Here is a 688-nt window from a genome sequence, read left to right as displayed (position 1 = left end):
AACGGCATCATCGAGCTCCACCGCCGCCTCGCCCGCGGCTACCGCAACCGCGACAACTACCGTCTCCGTATGCTCCTCGTCGCCGGAGGCCTCAAGACGTGATCCCCACCGAATGTCCGAAGAGCCCCTTGAGGGTGGTCTCCACCTGATCCGGCCCAAGAGCCGGGCGGGCTGGCGGACCCTGCCGCTGCCGCCCGGACTCGCTGAACTCGTCGCCCAGCGGGTCGACGCGGCAGGCCGCGAGGCCAACCAGCACGGCCTCCTCTTCACGAGAAGCGCAGAGGACGGCCCCCTCACCGGCCGGCCCATTGAACCCAAGTCAGACACCGAAGCATGGGGAGAGGTCGCCAAGAGGGCAGGCATCACACGCGCCGGGACGCTCCACGAGGCGCGTCACACCACAGCCACCCTGCTGCAGTCACTCGGCGTCGAAGAGAGCTTGCGAGTGGAGATCCTTGGTCACTCGTCCATCACCACTACACGCAACTACCAGCATGCTGACATCAGGCTGCGGTCATCGGCCCTCGGCAAGCTCGCCAGCACGCTCGGCCTGGCTTCCGCACTGAAGCGCCCCAGGTTCTCTGCCGCTCTCATGCGGGCTGCGGCTCGGGGTTGAGGGCAGCATAGTGGGCTTGCTCGTACTCGATGGGCGGGACGTTGCCCAGGGTGCCGTGGAGGCGGCGGGCGT

The 688-nt window shown here is 67.9% G+C and carries 1 protein-coding gene; it reads left to right on the top strand.

Features of this window, described 5'->3' with window-relative positions:
• Positions 1-112 precede the first annotated feature (112 nt).
• On the top strand, positions 113-616 hold the full coding sequence (locus tag M3148_RS16915) for a tyrosine-type recombinase/integrase (RefSeq protein ID WP_251305899.1): 504 nt from the start codon (positions 113-115) through the stop codon (positions 614-616).
• Positions 617-688: the final 72 nt, after the last annotated feature.

The organism is Georgenia satyanarayanai (genome assembly GCF_023715365.1).
GTDB lineage: Bacteria > Actinomycetota > Actinomycetes > Actinomycetales > Actinomycetaceae > Oceanitalea > Oceanitalea satyanarayanai_B.
Note: the sequence above shows the minus strand (reverse complement) of the source record. Positions and strands in the feature narration are given on the sequence as shown.

Coding starts and splice junctions, on each gene's coding strand:
- M3148_RS16915 (WP_251305899.1), top strand. CDS start 113: ATGTCCGAAGAGCCCCTTGAGGGTGGTCTCCACCTGATCCGGCCCAAG.